Origin of the sequence: Streptomyces lichenis (assembly GCF_023218175.1) — a bacterium.
GTDB lineage: Bacteria > Actinomycetota > Actinomycetes > Streptomycetales > Streptomycetaceae > Streptomyces > Streptomyces lichenis.
The window spans coordinates 1-19,193 of sequence record NZ_JALPTH010000038.1 but is presented as its reverse complement, the minus strand read 5'-3'; the positions used below and the strand labels follow the sequence as shown (position 1 = coordinate 19,193).

The 19,193-nt window shown below is 75.2% G+C and carries 18 protein-coding genes; 5 read left to right on the top strand and 13 right to left on the bottom strand.

What is annotated here, in order from left to right; all coding sequences use genetic code 11:
• Positions 1-83 precede the first annotated feature (83 nt).
• The 5 genes from M1O15_RS28470 to infC form a co-directional block, all read right to left on the bottom strand.
• Positions 84-1,205, bottom strand: a complete 1,122-nt coding sequence (locus M1O15_RS28470) for a sensor histidine kinase (protein ID WP_248637083.1) — start codon at positions 1,203-1,205, stop codon at positions 84-86.
• A 56-nt stretch (positions 1,206-1,261) separates the two neighbouring features.
• The gene (locus tag M1O15_RS28465) at positions 1,262-2,134 is read right to left on the bottom strand and encodes a TrmH family RNA methyltransferase (RefSeq protein WP_248637082.1); all 873 of its coding nucleotides are present in this window, start codon (positions 2,132-2,134) and stop codon (positions 1,262-1,264) included.
• A gap of 199 nt (positions 2,135-2,333) precedes the next feature.
• A complete protein-coding gene (gene rplT, locus M1O15_RS28460; protein WP_248637081.1) occupies positions 2,334-2,720 on the bottom strand; it encodes a 50S ribosomal protein L20 in 387 nt (128 codons plus the stop codon).
• A gap of 164 nt (positions 2,721-2,884) precedes the next feature.
• Entirely contained in the window at positions 2,885-3,079 is a 195-nt protein-coding gene (gene rpmI / locus M1O15_RS28455; RefSeq protein ID WP_019884943.1) for a 50S ribosomal protein L35, read from the bottom strand.
• A gap of 121 nt (positions 3,080-3,200) precedes the next feature.
• Positions 3,201-3,932: a translation initiation factor IF-3 gene (gene infC, locus M1O15_RS28450; protein ID WP_248637115.1), complete on the bottom strand. Its 732-nt coding sequence runs from the start codon at positions 3,930-3,932 to the stop codon at positions 3,201-3,203.
• A 477-nt stretch (positions 3,933-4,409) separates the two neighbouring features.
• On the opposite strand from infC, the gene M1O15_RS28445 reads away from it, so the two are divergent.
• Positions 4,410-4,790: a DUF1844 domain-containing protein gene (locus M1O15_RS28445; RefSeq protein ID WP_248637080.1), complete on the top strand. Its 381-nt coding sequence runs from the start codon at positions 4,410-4,412 to the stop codon at positions 4,788-4,790.
• Between the two features lie 44 nt (positions 4,791-4,834).
• On the opposite strand, the gene M1O15_RS28440 is transcribed toward M1O15_RS28445, so the two are convergent.
• A complete protein-coding gene (locus tag M1O15_RS28440) occupies positions 4,835-5,644 on the bottom strand; it encodes an AraC family transcriptional regulator (protein ID WP_248637079.1) in 810 nt (269 codons plus the stop codon).
• 50 nt (positions 5,645-5,694) lie between these two features.
• Here M1O15_RS28440 and M1O15_RS28435 point away from each other — a divergent pair, with 50 nt between their 5' ends.
• Positions 5,695-6,192, top strand: coding sequence for a DUF2000 family protein (locus tag M1O15_RS28435; RefSeq protein ID WP_282577378.1), 498 nt, complete (start codon positions 5,695-5,697; stop codon positions 6,190-6,192).
• 65 nt (positions 6,193-6,257) lie between these two features.
• On the opposite strand, the gene M1O15_RS28430 is transcribed toward M1O15_RS28435, so the two are convergent.
• The 3 genes from M1O15_RS28430 to M1O15_RS28420 all read right to left on the bottom strand — a co-directional run bounded on the left by M1O15_RS28430 (position 6,258) and on the right by M1O15_RS28420 (position 9,108).
• Positions 6,258-6,998 carry an SseB family protein gene (locus M1O15_RS28430; protein WP_248637078.1) on the bottom strand — a complete coding sequence of 247 codons (741 nt, stop codon included), beginning with the start codon at positions 6,996-6,998 and terminating at the stop codon, positions 6,258-6,260.
• A complete protein-coding gene (mycP, locus tag M1O15_RS28425) occupies positions 6,989-8,230 on the bottom strand; it encodes a type VII secretion-associated serine protease mycosin (RefSeq protein WP_372499604.1) in 1,242 nt (413 codons plus the stop codon). Before mycP ends, M1O15_RS28430 begins: the two co-directional genes overlap by 10 nt.
• Before the next feature lie 86 nt (positions 8,231-8,316).
• Positions 8,317-9,108 (bottom strand): hypothetical protein, encoded by a 792-nt coding sequence (locus tag M1O15_RS28420; protein ID WP_248637077.1) that lies wholly within the window; start codon positions 9,106-9,108, stop codon positions 8,317-8,319.
• 1,399 nt (positions 9,109-10,507) lie between these two features.
• On the opposite strand from M1O15_RS28420, the gene M1O15_RS28415 reads away from it, so the two are divergent.
• The gene (locus M1O15_RS28415) at positions 10,508-11,710 is read left to right on the top strand and encodes an amino acid deaminase/aldolase (protein ID WP_248637112.1); all 1,203 of its coding nucleotides are present in this window, start codon (positions 10,508-10,510) and stop codon (positions 11,708-11,710) included.
• Between the two features lie 15 nt (positions 11,711-11,725).
• Here M1O15_RS28415 and M1O15_RS28410 read toward each other — a convergent pair whose 3' ends face one another.
• The 4 genes from M1O15_RS28410 to M1O15_RS28395 form a co-directional block, all read right to left on the bottom strand.
• Positions 11,726-12,865: a DUF2510 domain-containing protein gene (locus tag M1O15_RS28410; protein ID WP_248637076.1), complete on the bottom strand. Its 1,140-nt coding sequence runs from the start codon at positions 12,863-12,865 to the stop codon at positions 11,726-11,728.
• Between the two features lie 198 nt (positions 12,866-13,063).
• Entirely contained in the window at positions 13,064-13,906 is an 843-nt protein-coding gene (locus tag M1O15_RS28405; RefSeq protein ID WP_248637075.1) for a 3-oxoacyl-ACP reductase, read from the bottom strand.
• Positions 13,907-13,910: 4 nt separating this feature from the next.
• Positions 13,911-15,290, bottom strand: coding sequence for an aldehyde dehydrogenase family protein (locus M1O15_RS28400; RefSeq protein WP_248637074.1), 1,380 nt, complete (start codon positions 15,288-15,290; stop codon positions 13,911-13,913).
• Between the two features lie 96 nt (positions 15,291-15,386).
• Positions 15,387-16,766, bottom strand: coding sequence for a glutamine synthetase family protein (locus M1O15_RS28395; protein WP_248637073.1), 1,380 nt, complete (start codon positions 16,764-16,766; stop codon positions 15,387-15,389).
• A 77-nt stretch (positions 16,767-16,843) separates the two neighbouring features.
• Between M1O15_RS28395 and M1O15_RS28390 the strand changes: the two genes are divergently transcribed.
• The gene (locus M1O15_RS28390; RefSeq protein WP_248637072.1) at positions 16,844-17,569 is read left to right on the top strand and encodes a FadR/GntR family transcriptional regulator; all 726 of its coding nucleotides are present in this window, start codon (positions 16,844-16,846) and stop codon (positions 17,567-17,569) included.
• Positions 17,570-17,765: 196 nt separating this feature from the next.
• A partial coding sequence (gene eat / locus M1O15_RS28385; RefSeq protein WP_248637071.1) for an ethanolamine permease occupies positions 17,766-19,193 on the top strand: 1,428 nt, incomplete at its 3' end.

Sequence of the window (19,193 nt, the reverse complement as noted above, 5' to 3'; positions counted from 1 at the left end):
GGTACGGAGGTGGGGCGGCCGTGCCCGGTGGCGTCCGGCCCGCGCCGGGGTGGAGGCGCCCGCGGGCCGGGCGGCCGGGGCCGCTAGAGCAGGCCGGCCGGGGTGCCCACGGGCAGGGTGAATCGGAACTGGGCGCCGCCGGAGGGGGCCCGGCCGACGGTGATGGTGCCGCCGTGCGCCTCCACGATGCCCTTGACGATATAGAGGCCGAGCCCGGTGCCGCCGCGCTTGCTGCCGCGCCAGAAGCGGGTGAAGACCCGGGCCATCGACTCCTCGGGGATGCCGGGTCCCTCGTCGCTCACGGTCACCGCCGTCCCCTTCTCCTGGTCGCCCTCGCCGCCGGCGCCCGCGTCCGCGGGCGCCACCTCGATGGTGACGGTTCCCTCGCCGTGGCGCACCGCGTTTTCCAGCAGGTTGCCGAGTACCTGGTCGATCTTGTCGGGGTCGGCCCACAGCTCGGGCAGCGGGCGGCGCACCCGGGCGACGAAACGGTCCGGCGGCTCCCCGCAGGAGAGATGCGCCTGGATGTGGCGGCCGACCGCGGCGGCGAGGTCCACCGGCTGGCGCCGCACCTCCAGGCGCCCGGAGTCGATCCGGGAGATGTCCAGCAGCTCGGCGATCAGCCGGGTGATCCGTCCGGCGTCGGCGTCCACGGTCTGGAGCATCAGCCGCTTCTGGTCGTCGGTGAACCGCTCCCACTTGGCCAGCAGGGTGGCGGTGAAGCCCTTGACCGAGGTGAGCGGGGAGCGCAGCTCATGGGCGACGGTGGCGATCAGCTCGGCGTGGCTGCGCTCGGTACGGCGCCGGGCCTCGGTGCCGCGCAGGGTGACCACGACCCGTTCGACCGGGCCGAGCGGCCGGTCGCGGACGTAGCGGGCGGCGACCAGCACCTCCCGGCTGCCGGGCAGCAGCAGGTTCCGCTCGGGCTGCCCGCCGCGGATGGCGAGCCCGCCGTAGGGGTCGGTCAGCGCCCACCAGCGGCGCCCCTTGAGGTCCTGGAGCGGCAGCGCCCGCTCCAGCGGGGCGCCGATCGCCTGGGCGCGGGGGGTCCGGGTGATCCGGGCGGCGGCGGTGTTGAAGCAGACCACCCGGCCGTCCCCGTCGGCGATGACCAGTCCGTCCGGCAGGTCGTCCGGGTCGCAGCCGCCCAGTAAGGCCGCCGGAGTACCCGCGGCGATCTCGGGCCTGCTCGTGGCGCGCGTCATCGCCGAATCCCTACCCCTCCGTCGTGTGACGCTTGGCCCCCGAGCCCGTCACCCTACTAGCTGGAGGTCACGGAGCGGCACCCTCCGGCAGCACGCTGCGCACGGGCGGAGCCGTAGAGGCACACGGCGGCGGCGGTGGCGAGGTTCAGACTCTCGGCGCGGCCGTGGATGGGGACGCGGACCACGGCGTCGGCGAGCGCCCGGGTCTCCTCGGGCAGGCCCCAGGCCTCGTTGCCGAAGACCCAGGCGGTGGGGGTGCCCATGGTGCCGGCGTCCAGCTCGGCGTCCAGGTCCCGCTCGCCGGCCCCGTCGGCGGCCAGCACCCGCACCCCGGCCTCCCGCAGCCCGGCGACGGCCTGCTCCACGGGGACGCCCACGGCGACCGGGAGGTGGAAGACGGAGCCCACCGAGGCCCGTACCGCCTTGGGGTTGTACAGGTCCACCGAGGCGTCGGTGAGCACCACCGCGTCCGCTCCGGCCGCGTCGGCGCAGCGCAGCACGGTGCCGGCGTTGCCGGGATCGCGGACGTTGGCGAGCACGGCGACCAGCCGGGGGCGGGCGGCCAGCACCTCGGCGAACGGCGAGTCCAGGAACCGGCACACCCCGAGCAGCCCCTGCGGGGTGACGGTCTGCGAGACGTCGGCCAGCACGTCGGCGGAGGCGTGGTGCACCCGGGCCCCGGCGGCCCGGGCGGCGGCGACGATGTCCGCGTACCGCTCGGCGGCCTCGACGGTGGTGAACAGCTCCACCAGGGTCGGCTCCCCGGTGCCGGCCGCGGTCCCGGGCCCCCGGTGGGCGACCGCCTCGCGGACGGCCTGCGGGCCCTCGGCGATGAACAGGCGCTCCTTGCTCCGGAAGGTCCGCTTGGCGAGCCGCCGGGCGGCGGTGACGCGCGGGGAGCGGGGGGAGATCAGCTCGGGGGTGGCCATGGCGGGCGGCGGCTTCCTTCGTGGGTCGGCGGCGGGGCGGCGGGCGGCCGGAGCGGGGCCCTTCCCGAGGGGGCGGAGGCCTCCGGGCAAAGACCGGACCCGCAGGCGCGGGGCCTGCGGGTCCGGGCGGGATACGCGGAAGGTGCGCGCCTGGCGGATCAGGCGGCCGGCGCGGGGCCGGCCGGCGGATGCCGGTGGATCAGGCGGCGGCCTTCGGGGCGTTGACGTCGCTCGGCAGCGCCTTCTGGGCCACCTCGACGAGCGCGGCGAACGCGCCGGCGTCGTTGACCGCGAGCTCGGCCAGGATCTTGCGGTCCACCTCGATGTTGGCGGCCTTCAGACCCTGGATGAAGCGGTTGTAGGTGATGCCGTTGGCGCGGGCCGCGGCGTTGATCCGCTGGATCCACAGCTGACGGAAGTCGCCCTTGCGCTTCTTCCGGTCGTTGTAGTTGTAGACCAGCGAGTGGGTGACCTGCTCCTTGGCCTTGCGGTAGAGGCGGGAGCGCTGGCCGCGGTAGCCGCTGGCCTGCTCCAGGATCGCCCGGCGCTTCTTGTGGGCGTTGACTGCCCGCTTGACGCGTGCCACGTGTTAACTCCTTGTAGCGGGGCCGTGGTGGTGCCCATACGGCCCGGAAACGATTGGGTCCCGGCGGGTGCCGCCGGCGGCCCTCGTCGCCGAGGGCGTGACGCCGATCAGCCGGCGGCGGCCCGCGCCTGCGGGCGGCGGCTGATCCGGCGTGCGAGCGTCGCTCAGATGCCGAGCATCTTCTTGATCTTGGCGGCGTCGCCCGGGGCCATCTCGGCGTTGCCGGTGAGGCGGCGGGTCAGCTTGGAGGACTTGTGCTCCAGCAGGTGGCGCTTGCCGGCGCGCTCGCGGAGCACCTTGCCGGAGCCGGTGATCTTGAAGCGCTTCTTGGCACCGCTGTGCGTCTTGTTCTTCGGCATCGCGCCGTTCTCTCCTCGTCAGTGGCGCTCCCCGCCGGCCCGGTCGGGACCGGCGGTGGGGGCGTCAGATGTATCGGTTGAATCCGGGGCGGGTGCCTCGGGTCCAGGTCCCTGGCGGGACCTACTCGGCGGGCTGCTCCGCCGGGGCCGGCTGCTCCGCCTCGACCGACTGCTCCGCATCGGCGGACTCGTCGGCCTGGGCCGGCTGGCCCTGGCGCTCGGCCTTGCGGGCGGCCTGCGCCTCGCGGGCTTCGGCCATCGCCTCGGTCTTCTTCTTGTGCGGACCGAGAACCATGATCATGTTCCGGCCGTCCTGCTTGGGGTTCGACTCGACGAAGCCCAGGTCCTGGACGTCCTCCGCGAGGCGCTGCAGCAGCCGGTAGCCGAGCTCCGGCCGGGACTGCTCACGTCCGCGGAACATGATCGTGATCTTGACCTTGTCGCCCTGCTTGAGGAACCGGACGACGTGACCCTTCTTGGTGTCGTAGTCGTGCGGGTCGATCTTCGGCCGGAGCTTCATCTCCTTGATGACCGTGTGCGCCTGGTTCTTGCGCGCCTCACGGGCCTTCATGGCCGACTCGTACTTGAACTTGCCGTAGTCCATGAGCTTGCAGACCGGCGGACGGGCGTTGGCCGCCACCTCGACGAGGTCGAGGTCGTACTCCTGCGCAAGCTCCAGGGCCTTGGCAAGCGGAACAATCCCGACCTGCTCGCCGCTGGGACCGACAAGTCGCACCTCGGGAACGCGAATCCGGTCGTTGATGCGGGGCTCGGCGCTGATGGATCCTCCTCGGTAGCACCACGCGAACGCCTGGCGGACGGACGCGTAACGTCTTGTGACAGTTGAGACCAACCGCGCCGGCACATGAAAAATGCCCCGGACGGGACGCAGGCGGGGCTCCAAGGCAAACCGGAGCACCGCCGCGGTCAACCGCGGGGCGCACATCGGGCGGATCCATCGTCCGTACGGAACGATGGGGACCGCCTGACCGGTGACCCGCCTCCCCGAGGGGTGGCCAGGTGGGAGATCGGAGCCTCCACTTGCGGGCCGGAGCGCACAGGCGTCCGGCCGGTCGTCACACAAGGTTAGCACCTCGCCGTCGGCGGTGCGACCAGGCGCGCCGCCGGCGGCCACGGACGGGAAGGCGGCCTGGCTACGGCTCTGGGGCGGGACTCGCCGGTGGGGCGGTACGGGGCGGTACGCGCCGGCCCGGTCGCCGGCGGGACGGTACGGGAGGGTAGAGGGCGGTACGCGCCGGCCCGGCCGCCTCTCGGGCGCCCGCCGGGCCCGATCCCGTACCCCTCCTCCCGTACGCCTAAGGTGTGACGCATGAACGACGACGCCACCCCGGCGGGCTCCGGCCCGGGCAACGACACCCCCGACTTCGACGCCATGACCCGCGACATCGCCGAGGTGCCCGCGGTCGAGGTGATCGTCACGGTCGCCGTCAACCTGATGAGCGCCGCCGCGGTGAAGCTGGGCCTCACCGAGGACGGCGACGCCCACAAGGACCTGGACGAGGCCCGCAAGCTGGTGCACGCGCTGGCCGGGCTGCTGGACGCGGGCGTCACGGAGATCAGCTCCTTCCACGCCGCCCCGCTCCGGGACGGCCTGAAGTCGCTCCAGCTCGCCTTCCGCGAGGCGTCCCTCGTCCCCGACGAGCCGGGCCAGGGCCCGGGCGAGAAGTACACCGGCCCGGTCTTCGGCTGAGGCGGCTGCCCGGCTGCCCGGTCCCGGTCCCGGCACCCTGAGGACTAACGGGACCGGGAGCGCGCGTACCGCCCCGGGGGCACGCCCACCAGCCGGCCGAAGTGGCGTCCCAGATGCGCCTGGTCGTGGAAGCCCACCGCGGTGGCCACCTCGGCCGGCGGCAGCCCGTCCAGCAGCAGCCCGCGGGCCCGCTCCACCCGCCGCGCGGTCAGATAGCGGTGCGGGGCGATCCCGAAGGCGGCGCTGAACGCCCGTACCAGATGGGCGGGGTGCGCGTGCAGCAGCGCCGCCGCCTCGGCCAGCGTCATCCCCCGTTCCACCCGGGCGTCCAGCAGGTCCCGCAGCTCGGCGGCCACCCCGCGGCGGCCGGGGTCGAAGGGCTCCTCGGCGAGCCGGGGCCGCAGATGGCCCCGGAGCCGTTCGGCGATCAGGGCGAGCCTGCTCTCCGCCTCCCACTGCTCGGCCCCCGTCCCGGCCGCCAGCGCGGTGTGCAGCCGCGCCACCCGCCGCCGTAGCAGCGGATCGACCAGGTCGGGGGTGTCCGCGGCCGGGCCGACGAAGCTCTCGTCCAGCCGGCTCAGGTCCAGATAGAGCACCCGCTTGCGGAAGCCGTGCGCGGTGGCGGGCGAGCCGTTGTGCGGGACGTGCGGCGGCAGCAGCGACACGGTGTCCCGCGGGGTGCCCCGCTCCCGGCGGTTGAGGTCGTAGCGGACCGCGCCGTCGTCCACGATCAGCAGCGTCCAGACGTCATGGACGTGCATCGGATAGGCGTGCGCGGTGAAGTGCGCGTGGAAGACCTCGACGACACCCGGGACGCCGGGCCGCCACGCGGTGACCTCCTGACGGGCAGCCATGCAAACAACGTACAAGACGCCGTTCCGGCCCGGTCGGCAGCCTGGTGGGCATGACGAACGAGACCGAGACCGAGACCGCGAACGAGAACGAGAACGAGAACGACGAGAGCAGCGCGGTGTCGGTGGCGGCCGCCCCGATCCGCTTCGACACCAGGATCGCCGTGCTGCTGCGGGACGACCTGGCGCCCTGGCAGCGGCTGAACGTGACCGCCTTCCTGGTGAGCGGACTGGGCACCGAGCTGCCGGAGGTGGTCGGCGAGCGCTACGAGGACGCCGACGGCACCCCGTATCTGCCGATGTTCCGCCAGCCGGTACTGGTCTTCGAGGCGGCGAAGGAGACGATGACCGCCGCGCACGGCCGGGCCCTGAGGCGGGGTCTGGCCCGGGCGGTGTTCACCTCGGACCTCTTCGCCACCGGCAACGACCGCGACAACCGGGCGGCGGTCCGGGCCGTCCCGGGCGACGCGCTGGATCTGGTGGGCCTGGCCGTGTACGGGCCGCGCAACGCGGTGGACAAGGTCGTCAAGGGGGCGCGGATGCACCCCTGACCCGCGCCCGGGGCGCCACGGGGCCGTGCATTGCGCCGGCCCTACGGCCGTACGTGGTGCCGAACCTACGGCCGTACGTGGAGGGGCTCGCCCGGGGGCGTGGCGGTGGGGGGCAGCAGGGCCAGGTCCAGGCCGCGCACCAGGCGGGCGCGGAGGGTCTCGTCGGCGGCCAGCGCGCGGGCGATCCGGCCGGCCGCCTCGGCGGGCACCGCGTCCTCGGCCAGCACCAAGGCGAGGGTGCCGTCGGCGGTGCCCGGGCCGAGGTGGGCGCGGAGCACGGCGGGCTCGGCGGCCACCACCCGGCGCACCGCCTCGGTGACGGCCGGGTCGGTGAGCGGGTCGGTGCTGGTGCGGCCCTCGGCGAGGGCGAGCAGCGCGGGCCCGGTCAGCTCGTACGGGACGGGACCGGCCAGGTCGAGCACCAGGGTGTCGGCCTTCTCGTGGGCGGTCGCCTGGAGCGCCTGACGCAGCGGTACGGCCACCGGGCGGGCGGCCGGGTCCCAGCGGGCCAGCGTCTCCAGCGAGGTGAAGGCGGGCAGGGCCCGGCGGTCGCCCGCGGTGAGTGTGGGCACCGCCATGTCGCTGGTCTTCTCCCGGCGCAGCCCGGTGGCCTGGTCCTCCTCGACCTCGCCGAGCACCGCGACCACCGGCACCAGGAGGCGGGCCTCCTTCAGGGCGGCGAGCACCCCGGCCCGGGTCTCGGCGGACCGGTCCGCGGACCAGGCGGCCAGGGCCTCGGCGAGCCGCGGGTCGGCCGTACCGTCGTCGTCGGAGAAACCGGGATTGGGGATGTTCTTCAGCGCCACCCGGTGAGCCTATCGGCCGCCCGGACGGACCGTGACGGCGGAGTGGCGCGGGCCCGTCCGCCGCGCCAGAGCACCGCCGCGGCGGCCAGCAGCAGCACCCCGGCGGCGCCCGCCATGGGGGCGAGCAGCCCGGGGCCGTCCTCCTTCTCGGCGGGCGGTACGGGGGCGGGGCCGAAGCGGGTCGGGCCTCCGCCGGCGGTCCTCGGCGCGGCGGGGCGCAGGGCGGCGGCCGCGCGGAGGGCGGCGGCCGGGTCCACCGTCCCGTACCCCTTGGCGTCGTCGTGCGCGCCGCCGGCCGGGCGGTCCCGGGCGGTGTCCGCGAGCAGCCGCTTCACCTCGACCGGGGTGAGGTCCGGGTGGGCCGACTTGAGCAGTGCGGCGGCCCCGGAGACGAAGGCGGCGGCGGCGCTGGTGCCCCAGCCCTGGTAGTAGCCGCGGTCCGGGTCGGCGATCACGATGTCCACGCCGGGCGCGGCGATCGTGGCGTACCAGCGGCGGGTGGAGAAGGCGGCCCGGGTGCCGTACCGGTCCACCGCCGTGACGGCGATCACCCCGGGGTAGGCGGCCGGGTAGGAGATGTGGTCGCCCTTCTCGCCGCCGTTGCCGGCCGAGGCGACCACCACGGCGCCCTTGGCCAGGGCGTACTGCACGGCCGCGTCCTCGCCCGCGTCGGGATGGGCGGCCGCGCTGTCGTCGCCGAGCGAGAGGTTGATGACGTCGGCGCCTTGGTCGGCGGCCCAGCGGATTCCCCGGGCGAGTGCGGTGCCCTTGGTCTTGCGGGCCTGTGTGCGCTCCGGGTCGGTGCCTTCGAGGATGACCCGCACCGGCAGGATCCTCGCCTCGGGCGCGATGCCGATCACCCCGTCCTCCCCGTCGGGCCCGTGCCCGTGGGCGGCGATGATCCCGGCCATGGCGGTGCCGTGCCGGGCCCAGGCCCGCTCACCGCGCTCGGCGCCGAAGCCGATGAGGTCCTTGCCGGGCAGGACGCTGCCGGCGAGGTCGGGGTGGCCGGCGTCGACCCCGGTGTCCAGCACCGCGACGGTGGCCCCGGCGCCCTGGGTGGTGCGCCAGGCCTGCTCGGTGCGGAGCGCCTCCAGCCCCCACTGCTGGGGCCGGATGCCGTCGGCGGCGTGCGCGGGCGCCGCGGGCAGCACCGCGAACGCGGCGGCCAGTCCGGCCGCGGCGACCCGCGCGCGGGCCCGCCGGGAGACCCGGAGGCGGACGCTCGTCACCGCCCGGGCTCCCCTCCGGCCGCGGGCGGCTGCCGATCCGGCCGCGGCGATGCCCCGGGCCCGGCGGGGGCCCCGGATGCGGGCGGTCACTGCTGGGGCTCCCGTCCGGCCGCGGCGGCGGCCTTGCGCAGGCCGCGCTCGACCCGGTCGGCGACGCCCTTGGCCTCGTGGCCGAGCCCGGACTGGGCGGGGGCGGTGGTCTGGCCCGGGGCCATCGCCTCGGCGGCGGGCTGCGGGGTGGTGACGGTACGGCCGTCGGCGAAGCCGGACACCGCGTACACCACCACGGGCGCGTCGGTGAGCACGCTCACCCGCCAGCTGGCCCGCTGCGGGTCGCGGAAGCTCGCGGCGGCGGTGCCGGGGGCGGGCAGCGCCTTCGGCATCAGATCGGCGCGCCGGTCGAGCCGTTCGTCGGTGAACCGGTCGCGCAGCGCCGTCATCCGGGTGCGGTCGCCCTTGGTGAACACCATGCCGACGGTGGTGACCAGGGAGGAGGTGGCGTCCCGGTAGGTGGCCCGCACCACCCGGGCGCAGCCGACCGGCCGCAGCGTCCGGGTGAGCAGCGGGTCGAGCGCGTCGGCGCAGGTCCCGGCGGGGGCGACGGCGATCCGGGTCCAGTTGCGGTCGGCGCGGCCGGGTCCGGCGCCGGACCCCTTGAGGGTGGCCGGGAAGAGGGTGTCGACCGGGGCGCGGTGCCACAGTTCGCGGGCCTGCTCCCAGCGGTCGGCCGCCGGTGCGCCGTCCGGCCGGGTGGCGATCAGCGCCCCGGCGGCGGCCCCGCCGGTGAGCCCGAGGCCGAGGACCAGGCAGACCAGCGCGACGGCAGTACGGACCGGGCGGCGCGCCCGGACCGGCCGCAGCCGCACGGTGGTCTCCACCGGCGCCTCGGGCGGCGGGCCGATGAGGCCGATGCGGCCGGTGGGGCCGGTGGGGGTGCTGTGGCCGGTGGGCCGGTTGTGGCCAGTGGATCCGTTGTGGCCGGTAGGGGCGCTCAGGCCGGTGGGCCCACTTTGGTCGGTGGGGGTGCTCAGGCCGGTGGGCCGGTGCGGCCCGGTGCTGAAGTGCGGCGGGGGGCTCCCGGGAGCCGCCGGACGACCGGGCACGGCGCCGGACCGAGGGGTGCTTCCGGGCCCGGGGGCGGTCGCGGGCCGGGGGGTGCTGCCAGGCCCGGGGGTGGTTCCGGGGCGGGGGGTGGTCGCGGGCCGAGGAGCGGTCGAAGGCCGCCGGGCGGCCGGAACCGCGGGCGGTGCGGGGGGCGTTGAGGGAGGCGACCCGGCCGCGTGGTCGGGCGGCGCCGACCGCTGCACGGGGGCGGATCGGCGTACGGGGGCTGCTTGCCGTACGGGAGCTGCCTGCCGTACCGGGGCGGATTGCCGTACGGGAGCGGATTGTCGAACGGGAGCGGGCGGCGGCTCGGCCGGGGCGGACGCGGCCGGGGGCAGCGGCCCGGCGGAGGCGGGTGCGGCCGGGGGCAGGGGCCCAGCCAGGGTCGGCGCAGCCGACGGTAGCGGCCCAGGCGGCGCGGCCCCGACCCCGGACGGCGCGGCCCCGACCCCGGACGGCGCGGCCCCGGCTCCAAGCGGCGCGGCCCCGGGCGGCACGGTTACGGCTCCCGGCGGCACCGCCCCGGTCCTGGGCGGCACGGCCGGTCGGGGCGGCACCACCGGCGCGGGCGGCACCACCGGCAACGGCGGCCGGGACCCGGACGGGTCAGGCACGGGCGGCCGGGGCCCGGAGGGATCAAGCGCAGACAGCCGGGGCCCGGAGGGATCAAGCGCGGACGGCCGAGGCGCGGACCGATCAGGGGTCAGCCAGGGCCCGGACGGGCCGGGCGCGGGCGGCCGAGGCGCGGACGAAGGCAACACCGGACAGGCAGCGGGCGCGGACGAAGGCAACACCGGACGGGAAGCGGGCGCGGCGGCGGGGCCAGCAGCGGGGGCGGGAGGCCCGGCCGGGCGGGGGGCGGAGGTGCCGGCGGGGGGCCGGGTGGGACCGGGTGGGGCGGCGGGGGCCGGGGGCGGGTCGACGGGCGGTGGCGCGCCGTTGGTGCGGACCGGCGGGCGTCGCGCCTCGGTGCTCATCCGCCCCCCTGGCGGTCGTCCGGATCGCCGCGCGGGGCAGGCCCGTTCGTCAGCGTGTCCGGCTCACTCTACGGGCTGGCCAGACCCGTCGGAGAACACGACCGGGGCCCCGTCCGGGGGCGGGGCCGGATCTGACCGGAACATCCCCCTACCCACCGGTAGTGGCTTCTGGCAGGCTCGCCGCATGACTCCGCCCATGACTCCGCGCGCCGCCGACCGTGCCCGCTACGACCGGGCCACCGCCTCCTTCGACGCCCCGCTCGCGGTGGTCGACCTCGACGCGTTCGACGCCAACGCGGCCGATCTGGTGCGCCGGGCGGGCGGCAAGCCGGTGCGGGTGGCGAGCAAGTCCGTACGCTGCCGGGCGCTGCTGGAGCGGGTGCTGGCCAGGGACGGGTTCGCCGGGGTGATGTCGTACACGCTGGCGGAGTCGCTCTGGCTGGCCCGGGCCGGGTTCGAGGACGTGCTCCTCGCCTATCCGTCGGTGGACCAGGCGGGCTTCGCCGAGCTGACCGGGGACGCCAAACTGGCCGGCGCGGTGACGGTGGTGGTGGACGACCCGGCCCAGCTGGACCTGATCGACTGCGCCCGGGACGGCGGCCGGGAGGAGGTCCGGGTCTGCCTGGAGCTGGACACCTCGCTGCGGCTGCTCGGCGGGCGGATACGGGTCGGGGCGCGCCGCTCGCCGCTGCGGGAGCCGGGGCAACTCGCCGAGCTGGCCCGCTCGGTGGCCCGGCGCCCGGGTTTCCGGGTGGTCGGGCTGATGGCGTACGAGGGGCATGTGGCCGGGGTCGGCGACGCGGTGGCCGGGCAGCCGCTGCGCTCGCGCGGCATCCGGCTGATGCAGTCGGCGGCCCGCCGGGAGCTGGCGGTGCGGCGGGCGGCCGCGGTGGCAGCCGTACGGGCGGTGGCACCGGAGCTGGAGTTCGTCAACGGCGGCGGCACCGGCAGCGTCCAGCACACGGCGGCGGAGGCGGCGGTGACCGAGGTGGCGGCCGGGTCGGGGCTGTACCAGCCGCGGCTGTTCGACCACTACTCGTCGTTCTCCGGGCGCCCGGCGGCGCTGTTCGCCCAGCCGGTGGTGCGCCGCCCGGGGATGGGCTGTGTGACCGTGCTCGGCGGCGGCTACCCGGCGTCGGGGCCGGTCGGCGAGGACCGGCTGCCCGTCCCGTACCTCCCGGAGGGGCTGCGCTACGACCCGCTGGAGGCGGCCGGGGAGGTGCAGACCCCGCTGCTCGGCGCGGCCGCGGACGATCTGCTGATCGGCGACAAGGTGTGGTTCCGGCACGCCAAGGCGGGCGAGCTGTGCGAGCGGTTCGACACCCTGCACCTGGTGGAGGGCGACCAGGTGACGGCCTCGGTGCCCACCTACCGAGGCGAGGGCCGCACCTTCCTCTGACCCCTCCCCCGGTCCCTACGGGCCGATGGAGCTGCCGACCCCGCCGCCGGTGGCGTCGCCGACAGGGCGGATGCCGTCGGTGATCCGGTCCATGGTGGTGAGCGGCGGGGAGCCGGGGGCGGCCGAGAGGGCGATCCGTACGGCGACCGGCGCCTCGCTGCCGACCGGCGAGGGGAACACCACGGACTGGACATGCCCGCCGGGCCCCTGCTCGGTGGTCACCCGCCAGCGGACCAGGTACCCGGTGCGGCCGGCCACCGAGACGGAGCGCTCGGCGACGACCTGGTGGGAGCGGATGCCGCCGTAGGGGCGGTTGCGCAGGGAGTCCTCCCCGAAGGCCTCCTCGGCGGCCTCGGCGATGTCGGCGAGGGCGATGGCCCTCGGGCTGCCGTCGCCCGCCGCGGCGGCGGTACGGGAGTTGACGCTGCCGCGCGGACAGGAGCGCCAGGAGGAGGCGGGGCAGTCGTCGGTGGCGGTGGTGGTGGCGAGGGGCACCTCGGAGCTGGAGAACTCCGGCTTCTCCCAGCCGTCCGGGATGGGCACGGTGATGCCGTTCAACTGGTCGGTGAGCGCGGTGGGTTCACCCCCGGAGCCGTCGTCCGCGCCGTCGGCGTCCGGGCTGGGCGCGGAGGTGGTCCCGGTGGCCGTCGGGCCAGCCGACCCGGTCGGCGCGGGCGCCGCGGTGCCGCCCGGCCCGTCGCCGGGCCCGCCCCCGGGGCGGAGCAGCACCACCGCCAGGGTGACCGCCACCGCGGCGAGCAGCACGGGCCCGACCCGGCGCCGGCCACGGCCGGGGGCGGCGGCCGGGGCAGGGGCGACCGGGTGCCCCTGGGCCGTACCCCCGTACGGGCCGGCCACCGGGAGGTCCCGGTACGGGTTCCCCGGATACGGCCCCGGAGCCGCCGGGCCGAAGCCGCCGGGGTACGGGTTGGGGGTGGCCGCCCCGCCGGGCGCCGGGTACGGGCCGCCAGGTGTAGCCGTCCCACCGACCCCCGCCGCGTACGGGCCGGGGGCAACCTCGTCCGCCCCCGGAGCACCCGCGCCACCAGCCCCCGGCCGACGCGTGCTCCCGCTCCACGCGCTGCCGTCCCACCAGCGTTCCAGGGCGGGGGCGGCGGGGTCCGGGTACCAGCCGGGCGGGGTCGTCATGGCCATGGCGCCACTGTAGGGGGCCGGGAGCGGAGGGCTCGGCTCCACCCCCGGCCGGGGCGACGGCCGTACACCGAGGTGGCGGCCCCACACCGGGGCGATGGCCCGCCACCGAGGTGGCCGCCCCACACCGAGGTGACCGCCCCACACCGGGGCGAGGACCCCACACCGGGGCGACGGCCCCACACCCGGGTGACGGCCCTACTACATCGGGGTGACGTAGGCGCCCGAGATACCGCCGTCCACCAGGAAGTCCGTGGCGTTGATGAACGAGGAGTCGTCGCTCGCCAGGAAGGCGACCGCGGCGGCGATCTCCTCGGCCTCGGCGAACCGGCCGACCGGGATGTGCACCAGCCGCCGGGCCGCCCGCTCCGGGTCCTTGGCGAACAGCTCCTGGAGCAGCGGGGTGTTGACCGGCCCGGGGCAGAGCGCGTTGACCCGGATGCCCTCCCGGGCGAACTGCACGCCCAGTTCCCGGGACATGGCCAGCACCCCGCCCTTGGAGGCGGTGTAGGAGATCTGGCTGGTGGCGGCGCCCATGATGGCGACGAAGGAGGCCGTGTTGATGATGGAGCCGCGGCCCTGGCGCCGCATATAGGGCAGCGCGGCCTTGCAGCAGAGGTAGACAGAAGTGAGGTTGACCTCCTGGACCCGCTTCCAGGCCTCCAGTCCGGTCTCCAGGATGGAGTCGTCGTCGGGCGGCGAGATGCCCGCGTTGTTGAAGGCGACGTCCACGCTGCCGTAGGTGTCGTACGCGGTCCTGAACAGCGCCTCGACCTGCTCGGGGTCGGTCACGTCGACCCGTACGAAGAGCCCGTCGACCTCGTCGGCGGCGGCCTTGCCGGCCCGCTCGTCGATGTCCGCGCAGACCACCTTGGCGCCCTCGGCGGCGAACCGGCGGGCGGTGGCGAGCCCGATGCCGCTGCCGGCGCCGGTGATCACGGCGGTGCGGCCGACCAGCCGGCGGCACACCGGGGCCGCGCTCGCGGCGGCGGCGCCGGGGACCACGGGGGTGGTGTCAGGGGTGGTGCCGGGGGTGTCGGTCATGGGGTCAGACCTCCGTGCTCAGGAAGACGTTCTTGGTCTCGGTGAAGGCGGTGAGGGCGTCGGGGCCCAGTTCGCGGCCGATGCCGGACTGCTTGAAGCCGCCGAACGGGGTCCAGTAGCGGACGGACGAGTGGGAGTTGACGGAGAGGTTGCCGGCCCGGACCGCGGCGGAGACCCGCAGCGCGCGGCCGACGTCCCGGGTCCACAGCGAGCCGGCCAGGCCGTAGTCGGTGGCGTTGGCCAGCCGTACCGCGTCGGCCTCGTCCGCGAAGGGCAGGACCACGGCCACGGGCCCGAAGACCTCCTCCACGGCGACCGGGTCGTCCGCCCCGGCCGCGGTGAGGACGGTGGGCGGGAACCAGAAGCCGGGGCCCTCGGGCGCCTTGCCGCGGATCGCGGCGGCGCCGCCCGGGACGTAGCCGCGGACCCGGTCCAGCTGGGCGCGCGAGATCAGCGGTCCCATCTGGGTGTTCCCGTCGGCGGGGTCCCCGACCCGTACCGCCTCGATCGCCGGGGCCAGCAGCGCCAGGAAGCGGTCGTACACATCCCGCTGGACCAGGATCCGGGTGCGGGCGCAGCAGTCCTGCCCGGCGTTGTCCAGGAAGGACATCGGGGTGGCGGCCGCGGCGGCCTCCACATCGGCGTCGGCGAAGACGATGTTGGGGCTCTTGCCGCCGAGTTCCAGGGTGACCGGCTTCAGCCGGCCCGCCGCCTTGGCCATGATCGACTTGCCGACCGGGGTGGAGCCGGTGAACACGATCTTGGCCACGTCCGGGTGCTCCACCAGCGCGTTTCCCGCGACCGGCCCGGTCCCGGGCAACACCTGGAACAGCCCCTCCGGCAGCCCGGCGGCCAGGGCCAGCTCGGCGAGCCGCAGCGCGGTCAGCGGGGTGGTCTCGGCGGGCTTGAGGATCACCGCGTTGCCCGCGGCGAGGGCGGGCGCGGTGCCCCAGGCGGCGATCGGCATGGGGAAGTTCCACGGCGCGATGACGCCGATGACGCCGAGCGGTTCCAGGATGGTGACGTCCAGTCCGCCGGGGACCGGGATCTGCCGGCCGTTCAGCCGCTCCGCTCCCCCGGCGGCGTAGTCCAGCAGGTCGCGGACGTTTCCCGCCTCCCAGCGGGCGTTGCCCAGGGTGTGCCCGGCCTCGGTCACCTCAAGGCGGGCCAGTTCCTCGATGTGCTCGTCCACGACGGTGGCGAAGCGGCGCAGCAGCCGGGCCCGGTCGGCCGGGGCGGCCGCCGCCCACCCCCGTTGGGCGGCGACGGCCCGGGCGACCGCGGCGTCCACCTCGGCGGCACCGGCGGCCGGGACGGTGGCGACGGTCTCCTCGGTGGCGGGGTTCAGTACGGTGAGCTCGGTGGTTTCCCGAAGGTCGGTCACGGGTTTCCTCACGTGCGGACGTGCCTGTGGGACGGGGTTGCGGATGTACGGGGTGACTCAGAGCCGTTCCTCGGAGCCGTTTCTCAGAGCCGTGTCTCAGAGCCGTTCGAAGGAGCGGCGCAGCTCCCAGTCGGTCACCGCGGCGTCGAAGGCGGCGAGTTCGACCCGGGCCATGTTGAGGTAGTGGGCCACCACCTCGTCGCCGAAGGCGGCCTTGGCGATGGGGCTGGACTCCCACAGCTCGGCGGCCTCGCGCAGGGTGGCGGGCACGGTGGGGAAACCGGCCGTGTAGGCGTTGCCCTCGCACGCCTCGGGGAGTTCGAGCTTGTTCTCCACCCCGTACAGTCCGGCGGCGACCAGTCCGGCGACGGCCAGGTAGGGGTTGACGTCCCCGCCGGGCAGCCGGTTCTCGAAGCGCAGCGAGCGGCCGTGGCCGACCACCCGCAGCGAGCAGGTGCGGTTGTCCGGCCCCCAGGCGACGGCCGTCGGCGCGAAGGAACCGGGCTGGAAGCGCTTGTACGAGTTGATGTTCGGCGCGTACAGCAGGGTGAAGTCCCGCAGCGCGGCGAGCTGCCCGGCCAGGAAGTGCCGCATCAGCGGGGACATCCCGTACGGGTCGTCCGGGTCCCCGTCCCCCGCCGCCATCACGTTCCGTCCCTCACCGTCCTGCAAGGACAGGTGAATATGACAGGAGTTGCCCTCGCGCTGGTCGTACTTGGCCATGAAGGTGAGCGACAGGCCCTCCTGGGCGGCGATCTCCTTGGCGCCGGTCTTGTAGACGGAGTGCTGGTCGCAGGTGGTCAGCGCCTCGTCGTAGCGGAAGGCGATCTCGTGCTGGCCGGGGTTGCACTCGCCCTTGGCGGACTCCACGATCAGCCCGGCGGCGGCCATCTCGTTGCGGATGCGGCGCAGCAGCGGCTCGACCCGTCCGGTGCCGAGCACCGAGTAGTCGACGTTGTACTGGTTGACCGGGGTGAGGCCCCGGTAGTTGGCGTCCCAGGCCTGCTCGTAGCTGTCCTTGAAGACGATGAACTCCAGCTCGGTGCCGGCGTGCGCGCTGTAGCCGAGCTCGGCGAGCCGGTCGAGCTGGCGGCGCAGGATCTGCCGGGGCGCGGCGGTGACCGGGGAGCCGTCCTGCCAGACCAGGTCGGCCATCAGCAGGGCGGTGCCCTCGTTCCAGGGGACCCGGCGCAGGGTGGCCAGGTCGGGGCGCATGGCGAAGTCGCCGTAGCCGCTGTCCCAGGAGGACATGGCGTAGCCGTCCACGGTGTTCAGCTCGACGTCGACGGCGAGCAGATAGGCGCAGCCCTCGGCGCCGTGCTCCAGCACCTCGTCGAGGAAGAACGGGGCGGCGAACCGCTTGCCCGCCAGCCGCCCCTGCATGTCGGGGAAGGCCAGGACGACGGTGTCGATCTCGCCGCTCTCGACGAGGGCGCGAAGCTCCTCGACGGTGAGCGGGGGTGTGCGGTCTGCCACGGGAATGCTCCTCCTTCGGCCAGCCGGGAGCCATAAGGTATGACGGAAGACCTTTGCTTGGGAAGGGGAGACCCACAGTGGCGACGAACGAGTCCGGCGACCGCCTGGCACCCGTACTGCGTCCGGTGCGGGCGGGCAGCGGTTTCGAGGAGGCGCTGGAGCAGATCCTCCAGCTGGTGCGGCTCGGTCTGGTGCCGGACGGCGGGCGGCTGCCGGCCGAGCGGGAGCTGGCCGAGCGGATGGGCATCAGCCGGGTGACCCTGCGCGAGGTGCTGAAGGTGCTGGCCGACCAGGGACTGGTGGAGAGCCGGCGCGGCCGCTACGGCGGCACCTTCGTGCTGCGCCCAGGCCGCTCGGCGGACGAGGAGGAGCTGCGGCGCCGGGTGGCGGCGGTGGACCTGGAGGACACCCTGCGCTTCCGGGAGGTGCTGGAGGTGGGGGCGGCCGGGCTCTGCGCGGCGCACGGCCTCTCCGGCCAGGGCGCCGAGCGGCTGCGCACGGCCCTGCGCGCGACCCGGGACGCCCCCCTGGAGGAGTACCGCCGGGCCGACACCCTCTTCCACCTCACCCTGGCCGAACTGGCCGGCTCCCCTTCCCTCACCGGCAGCTACGCGGCGGTGAGGGCCACCGTCAACGACCTGCTGGACTGCATCCCGCTGCTGGTGCGCAACCTGGAGCACTCCCAGGCCCAGCACACCGCCCTGGTGGAGGCCGTACTGGAGGGCGACGCGGACGGCGCGCGCGAGGTGATGCGCGAGCACTGCCTCGGCACGGCGGCACTGCTCCGCGGCTTCCTGGCATGACCCGCCCCCCGGCCGGGCACGAGCCCCCGGCGGGCGGCCGGGAAACAGGCACTCCCCCGTTTCTCGACCCGCCCGCGTAACTCTCAACCCGCCCACGTAACCCGAAAGTAACGCAGGGGTCTTGCCAGACCGCTCCCTCACCGCAATGGTATGTAGCCATTCCATTGGGCCCCGAACGCACCACGGGAGCACTGCCATGACACTGGACGACACCAAGGATGCCGCGGCCCCGGCGGACGACTACCTCACCCGCCGGACGCTGCGCCGGGGCAGCGCGGGCTGGCTGCTGCTGACCGGTCTCGGCGTCGGGTACGTCGTCTCCGGGGACTTCTCCGGCTGGAACATCGGCCTCTCCCAGGGCGGCTTCGGCGGACTGGCGATCGCCACCGTCCTCATGGGCGCGATGTACGCCTGCCTGGTGTACGCGCTGGCCGAGCTGTCCGCCATCCTGCCCGCGGCCGGCGGCGGCTACGGCTTCGCCCGCCGGGCGCTCGGCACCTGGGGCGGCTTCCTCACCGGCACGGCCATCCTCATCGAGTACGTCCTCGCGCCCGCCGCGATCTCCATCTTCATCGGCGACTACGTCGAGTCCCTCGGCCTCTTCGGCCTGGAGTCCGGCTGGCCCGTCTATCTGGCCTGCTTCGCGCTCTTCATCGGCATCCACCTCTGGGGCGTCGGCGAGGCGCTGCGCTTCAGCCTGGTCGTCACCGCCATCGCCGTGGCCGCCCTCCTCATCTTCGCGGTCGGCGCCCTCACCGAGTTCCACGCCGACGGCCTCAACGACATCCCGGTGGACGCCTCCGCCCTCGGCTCCAACTCCTGGCTCCCCTACGGCCTGCTCGGCATCTGGGCCGCCTTCCCCTTCGGCATGTGGTTCTTCCTGGGCGTGGAGGGCGTGCCGCTCGCCGCCGAGGAGGCCAAGGACCCGGTCCGCTCCATGCCCAAGGCGCTCTCCCTCTCCCTGCTCATCCTGGTGGCCCTGGCCGTCCTGACCTTCTTCGCCGCCACCGGCGCCCGCGGCTCCGCCGCCATCCAGGAAGCCGGAAACCCCCTGGTGGTCGCGCTCCAGGGCGACGGCGAACCGACCCCCCTCAGCCGCTTCGTCAACTACGCCGGGCTGGCCGGACTGGTCGCCTCCTTCTTCTCCCTCATCTACGCCGGTTCCCGCCAGCTGTTCGCCCTCTCCCGGGCCGGGTATCTGCCCCGCTTCCTCTCCCTCACCTCCCGCCGCAAGTCCCCCTACCTCGGACTGCTGATCCCCGGCGCCATCGGCTTCGCCCTCGCCGCCGCCAGCGGCAACGGGGCGCGGATGCTGAACATCGCGGTGTTCGGCGCCACCATCTCGTACGCCCTGATGGCGCTCTCCCACATCGTGCTGCGCCGCCGCGAGCCGGACCTGCCCCGCCCCTACCGCACCCCCGGCGGGATCGCCACCTCCACCACCGCGTTCGTCCTGGCCCTGTCCGCTCTGGTGGCGACCTTCCTGGTGGACGTGACGGCGGCGCTCATCGCCCTCGCCGTCTACGCGGTCGCCCTCGCCTACTTCGCCTTCTACAGCCGCCACCACCTGGTCGCCGCCGCCCCCGAGGAGGAGTTCGCCGCCCTGGCCGCCGCCGAAGCCGAA